Here is a 5,983-nt window from a genome sequence, read left to right on the forward strand (position 1 = left end):
TGCCGGAGGGGCTGGTTTCAGCTTCTCAAGCGCCGGACGGACCTGATTTCACGGTTGCCGCCGCCTTGCGTGCTGCCACCAGTACCGGGTCCCATACCGGGGAGAACGGCGGGGCGTAGCCCAGGTCCAGCGCGGTCATCTGCTCCACCGTCATCCGGGCGGTGAGCGCGACCGCCGCGATGTCGACCCGCTTGCCCGCGCCCTCTCGGCCGACGATCTGGGTGCCGAGCAGGCGTCCGGTGCGGTGTTCGGCGAGCATCTTCACCGTCATCGGCCGGCTGTCGGGGTAGTACCCGGCCCGGCTGGTCGACTCGATGGTGACCGCCTCGAACTTCAGCCCCACGGCGTGGGCTTCGGCCTCCAGCAGTCCGGTGCGGGCGATCTCCAGATCGCAGACCTTGCTGACCGCCGTGCCGACGACACCGGGGAAGGTCGCGTAGTCGCCGCCCACATTGGCGCCGATGACCTGCCCGTGCTTATTGGCGTGGGTGCCCAGCGGAATGTGCCGGGTGCGGCCGGAGACCAGGTCGAGGACCTCGACACAGTCGCCGCCCGCCCAGATGTTGTCGTAACCGCGCACCCGCATGGCCAGATCGGTCAGCAGCCCGCCGTAAGGGCCCACCGGCAGCCCCGCCTCCCGGGCGAGCCCGGTCTCGGGGGCCACTCCGAGGCCCAGGATCACGAGGTCGGCGGGGTATTCGCTGACCTTGGTGGCCACGGCCCGCACCCGGCCGTCCTCGCCGGTGATCACCTCGGTGACCTCGGCGCCGGTCACGGTGTCGATGCCGAGTCCCGTCATCGCGTCGCGCACCAGCCGCCCCATGTCGGGGTCGAGCGTGGACATGGGCTGTTCGCCGCGCTCCAGGACGGTGACCTGGCAGCCGCGCTGGATGAGCGCCTCGGCCATCTCCACCCCGATGTATCCGGCGCCGATCACGACCGCGCGCTCGACCCGGGTGGACTCCAGGGTCTCCAGCAGCGCCCGCCCGTGGTCCAGGGTCTGCACCCCGTGGACGCCGGGGGCGTCGATCCCGGGCATGTCGGGGCGGCGCGGCCGGGCGCCGGTCGCGATGACCAGGTCGTCGAAGCCGTGCCAGCGCTCGTCGCCCGCACCTCGCGGGTCGACGTCCCGGGCCAGGACCCGCTGCCCGGCCAGATCGATCTCGACGACCTCGGTGTGCGTCCGTACGTCGATCCCGCGGCCCTGGTGGGTCTCGGGCGTACGGGCGATCAGCTCGTCGGGGCCACCCACCACCCCGCCGACCCAGTAGGGGATGCCGCAGGCCGAGTACGAGGTGAACCCGCCGCGCTCGAAGGCGAGGATCTCCAGCTCGCTCCGGCTCTTGAGCCTGCGCGCCCGCGACGCGGCGGACATGCCCGCCGCGTCGCCCCCGATGACCACCATGCGTCGTGCCGCCGCCATGTATACCCCTCCGCCACTGGATGTCCGGCTTTAGGGGACCAACCTATGCGCGCGAGGTGTCCTCCCGGATCAGCACATACAGCCCCGCGCTGGCGAGCATCAGCGCGCCGTCGATATAGACCGCGTGCGTCCAGCTTCCGTAGTGGTCGAAGAGGGTGCCGCTGAGGGCCGGGCTGACCACCGCGCCGATCTCCCCGACCAGGTTGAACAGGCCGAAGGCCGCGCCGCGTTCGGCCGCGTCGACCACATCGTTGAGCAGCGCGTGCGCCATCGGCTGGAGCGCGTTGAAGAACAGGCTGGTCACGAAGAGCAGGATGGACATCACCCAGAGGGAGGGCTTCTCACTGGCCTGCAAATAGGCGGCGAACACCAGCACCAGCACGCCCTGGACCACGGTGAACGCGATCAGCAGCGGCCGCCGCCCCCACCCCCGGGCCTTCGCCCGGTCCGAGAGCCGCCCCCCGGCCGGGAAGCCGAGGATGCCCGCGCCCGCGTTGAAGGTGGCCACCAGCGCGGCGTTCTGGAACGAGCTGTGGGCGGCGTCCGCGACGATCGACACCGACCAGAAGCTGAAGAACCACAGATTCCACATGACCGCGATAAAGGCGAAGCTGAGCAGCAGCACATTGCGGTTCCGGGAGACCGAGCCCAGTTTGCCGCTCCGCCGGGCGAAGATCGCCCCGATGAGCAGGAACGCCAGCACGCACTCCAGGACGGCCACGCCCCAGCTCGGCATCCCCGCCCCGTCGGCGATCAGGTAGACCGCCATGACCGCGGCGCACAGCACCGCCGAGATCCCCAGCAGCCGCAGGGTGGAGCCGGTGGCCTTGAGCGGACCGCCGATGCGGCGCATATAGACCGCGGTGACCCAGCCGAACGCCAGCGTCGCACCGCCCAGCATCAGGAACGGCATCCGCCAGGCGTCCTCCTCGCCGAGCACCTCCCCGCCCCAGTCGATCAGATACGGCGCGCTGATGGTCGCGACCGTCAGCCCGATGGCCAGTCCGGTGATGGCGACGCCCATGCCCAGACCGGCCTTGGCGGGCGGGGTGCGCTGGGCGATCAGCGAGCGGTCGTTGGAGTAGAAGACGCCCTCGCCGAGGCCGGTGAGCACCCGCAGTACGACGAAGGCGATCAGCCCGGTCATCAGGCCGCTGGCGAGGGTCGCGACGCCCGCCCACAGCAGCGAGACCGCGAGCATGGTGCGGTGCCCGAAGCGGTCGCCGAGATAGCCGCCGGGGAACTGGGTCAGCATGTAGCCCGCGAAGAAGAGGCTGCCGATCAGGCCGCCGAGCGCGTGCGGATGGCCGGCGGAGCCCAGCATGGCGTGGTCGTGCTCGATCAGCCAGGTGACGACCGGGCCGGTGATGGTGCGGTCGGCGTACGAGAAGAGCCAGCCGCCCAGCAGCATGGCCCACAGGGTGTGGTACGGCTGCCAGCCGCCCCCGGGCGTCTCCCGCCCCTGCGCGGTGGGCTCTGCGGTCACTTCGGGCATGTCTCCATGTCCCCCTTCGGGCCTGGGCGTTCAGGCTCGGCAGCGCGGTATGTGCCACACAGGATGTGGCCGGATATCGGCCGCGGCAAGGCGCGCTCCGGGGTCTTTCATCGACCGGAAGCCTCCGCGACGGGCTCTTGCCCCAGGGCCGCGGCGAGGGTACGGGAGATGCCGTGGGCGGCGACCCGTACGGCCGGGATCAGCCCCGGGGCCCGCCCCTCCGCGGCCGGCACCACCACCGACAGCGAGGCCACCACCTCCCCGCGCGGTCCGCGCACCGGGGCGGCGATGGACAGCCCGTCCATGGTGATCTGCCGGTCGCTGACCGCGATCCCGGTGCGCCGCACCTCGGCGAGGGCGGCCCGCAGCCGGTGCGGGTCCTGGATGGTCAGCTCGGTGTAGCGGCGCAGCGGGCGGGAGCACACCCGCTCGTACAGCCGTGGCGGCCCGTACGCGAGCAGCACCAGACCGACGCCGGTCGCGTGCAGCGGCCAGCGGCTGCCGACCCGGGTGCGCACCTGGACCGCCGAATGTCCCGAGATCAGCTCGACATAGACCACCTCCAGGCCGTCCCGCACGGCGAGCTGGACGTTCTCGTGGGTGGCCTCGTACAGGTCCTCCATGAACGGCAGCGCCGCCTCGCGCACCCCGACCCCGCGCGGGGAGAGCGTCGCCACTTCCCACAGCCGCAGCCCGATGTGGTACGCCCCGGTGGCGTCGCGCTCCAGGGCACCCCAGCGGGTCAGCGAGGCGACCAGCCGGTGCGCGGTGGCCAGCGGCAGTCCGGCGCGCCGGGCGAGGGCGGTGAGGGACAGCGAGCGGTGCGAGGCGTCGAACGCGTCGAGGACCGCCAGCATCCGGCCCGCGACCGAGCGGCCCGCGTCCGGGCCGCCGGGGGCGCGGGGGCCCGGTGGGCTCATGGGGGTGAACGGGCCCGGGACCGTCATGACAGCGGGAGGCCGACGTAGTTCTCGGCGAGTTCGGCGGAGGCGGTGGGGGAGGAGGCGATGCGTTCCAGTCGCGCGAGCCGCACCCGGTCCTCGAACGGGCTCTCGTCCGGGCGGCGGTGGAGCGTGTCCGTCATGAAGTACGAGAACCGCTCGGCCTGCCACACCCGGCGCAGACAGGTCTGCGAATAGCCGTCCAGCAGCTCGGCCGAGCCGGTCTCCTGGTGGTGGATCAGGGCGCGGGCCAGCGTGATCACGTCGCTGACGGCCAGATTGAGCCCCTTGGCGCCGGTGGGCGGCACGATATGTGCCGCGTCGCCCGCCAGGAAGAGCCGCCCGTGGCGCATCGGCTCCTGGACGAAGCTGCGCATCGGAGTGAGCGAGGTGGCGGTGATCGGGCCGCGCTCCAGCGTCCAGTCCCCGTCGAGCGCGAAGCGGGCGGACAGCTCGTCCCAGATCCGCTCATGGGACCAGTCGGCCGGATCGGTGTCGTTCGGCACCTGGAGGTAGAGCCGGGAGACCTGGGGGGAGCGCATGCTGTGCAGGGCGAAGCCGCGCCGATGGCGTGCGTAGATCAACTCCTCGCAGGACGGCGCCACATCGGCCAGCACACCGAGCCAGGAGTAGGGGTAGGTGTGCTCGAAGGTGCGGATCCGGTCGGCGGGGATCGCGCGCCGGGCGATGCCGTGGAAGCCGTCGCAGCCCGCCACGTAGTCGCAGCTCAGGGTCTGCTCGCGGCCTTGGTGGTGGAAGCGGATGACGGGCGCGGCGGAGTCCGGCTTCTCGATGGCCAGCGCCTCGGCCTCGAACAGCAGCGGGGGACCGCCCGGCTCGTCGACCTGAAGCGCGATCAGATCCTTGACGATCTCGGTCTGGGCGTAGACCATCACCGACTTGCCGCCGGTGGCGGAGGGGAAGTCCACGCGGTGGGCGCGGCCCTCGAAGCGCAGCTCGATGCCCTCGTGGAGCAGCCCCTCGCGGTCCAGACGCCCGCCGGCGCCGCACTCCCGCAGCACATCCACGGTGCCCTGCTCCAGGATCCCGGCCCGCTGGCGCCGCTCGGCATACGCCCGGTCCCGGCTCTCCAGCACCACGCAGTCGATCCCGGCGCGGTGCAGCAGACGGGCGAGCAGCAGCCCGGCGGGCCCGCCGCCGATGATGCCGACGGTCGTGCGCATCACATTGTCCCCTCGCTGTGGTGGTTCAAGCGACTCAGCACTTGTTCGCTGAGTGAAGCTTCGTTCATAATCGGCTGGTGATGAGTCTCAGCCCGGTGCCACCACCTGTCAATGGCCCCGTCGGGCCTCTCGAGCGCGGCCTCGCCGTGCTGCGCGAGCTGACCCGGCTGGCCGCGCACGAGGGGCGGACGACGGTCCGCCCCGGCGATCTCGTCCGCGGCACGGGGCTCGCCCGGTCCGTGGTCGACCGCGTGGTGGGCACCCTCGAACAGCTCGGATATGTGACGCTCGACGGACGCGACATCGGCCTGTCGGTCCGGCTGATGGAGCTGGGCAACGCGTATCTAGAGGCCAGCGGACTGCCTGCCGCGCTCGGCCCGTTCGCCGAGCGGCTCGCGGACGGGCTCGACGAGTCGGTCTCGGTCGCCGTCCCCGACGGCGACGGGGTGCGCTTCGTCGTCCAGACGACCCGCCGCCGCACCATGTCCCTCGCCTTCCGCATCGGCGATCTGCTGCCCGCCGAGCGCTGTTCCCCCGGTGCGCTCTTCGCCGCCGAGTGGTCCGGATCCGGCTGGGCCGCCTGGCGCGCCCGCAGCGCCGAGGACCCCCTGGACACCTCCTTCCCCGCCGTCCCGCCGCGCCACCGGCCCGCCTTGGGCGGCGACTTCGAGGCCCGCGTCAAGGAGGCCGCCCGCGACGGCTGGGCCGCCGACGACCAGCTCATCGAGCCGGGCCTGGTGGCGGTGTCCGTTCCGGTACGGGCCGCCTCGGGCCGTACCGCCTGCGCGGTCAACGTGGTCAGCCACACCAGCCGCCATGACGTGGACTCGCTGCGGGCGGCGGTGCTGGGGCCGCTGGACGCGGAAGTCCCGGCGATGGAGGCGGCCTTGGCGGCCGCGGTCGGTCGGGAGCGGCCACGCCCCGCCGCCGCGCGCGCGTG

5 protein-coding genes are annotated in these 5,983 nt (G+C 72.4%); 1 reads left to right on the forward strand and 4 read right to left on the reverse strand.

The window, feature by feature from the left end:
* Positions 1-25: 25 nt before the first annotated feature.
* From KN815_RS35150 to KN815_RS35165, 4 genes are all read right to left on the reverse strand, one after another.
* Complete coding sequence (locus KN815_RS35150; RefSeq protein ID WP_216345902.1) at positions 26-1,423, reverse strand: FAD-dependent oxidoreductase; 1,398 nt, start codon at positions 1,421-1,423, stop codon at positions 26-28.
* Between the two features lie 43 nt (positions 1,424-1,466).
* The gene (locus KN815_RS35155) at positions 1,467-2,918 is read right to left on the reverse strand and encodes an MFS transporter (protein WP_216345903.1); all 1,452 of its coding nucleotides are present in this window, start codon (positions 2,916-2,918) and stop codon (positions 1,467-1,469) included.
* Between the two features lie 107 nt (positions 2,919-3,025).
* Positions 3,026-3,838, reverse strand: coding sequence for an IclR family transcriptional regulator (locus KN815_RS35160; RefSeq protein WP_216345904.1), 813 nt, complete (start codon positions 3,836-3,838; stop codon positions 3,026-3,028).
* 23 nt (positions 3,839-3,861) lie between these two features.
* Positions 3,862-5,043 (reverse strand): 4-hydroxybenzoate 3-monooxygenase, encoded by a 1,182-nt coding sequence (locus KN815_RS35165; protein WP_216345905.1) that lies wholly within the window; start codon positions 5,041-5,043, stop codon positions 3,862-3,864.
* Between the two features lie 80 nt (positions 5,044-5,123).
* Between KN815_RS35165 and KN815_RS35170 the strand changes: the two genes are divergently transcribed.
* Positions 5,124-5,983 (forward strand): IclR family transcriptional regulator (locus tag KN815_RS35170; RefSeq protein WP_253209429.1); only part of this gene is annotated, 860 nt, incomplete at its 3' end.

The sequence above is a fragment of the Streptomyces niphimycinicus genome (genome assembly GCF_018883605.1).
GTDB classification, from domain to species: Bacteria; Actinomycetota; Actinomycetes; order Streptomycetales; family Streptomycetaceae; genus Streptomyces; species Streptomyces niphimycinicus.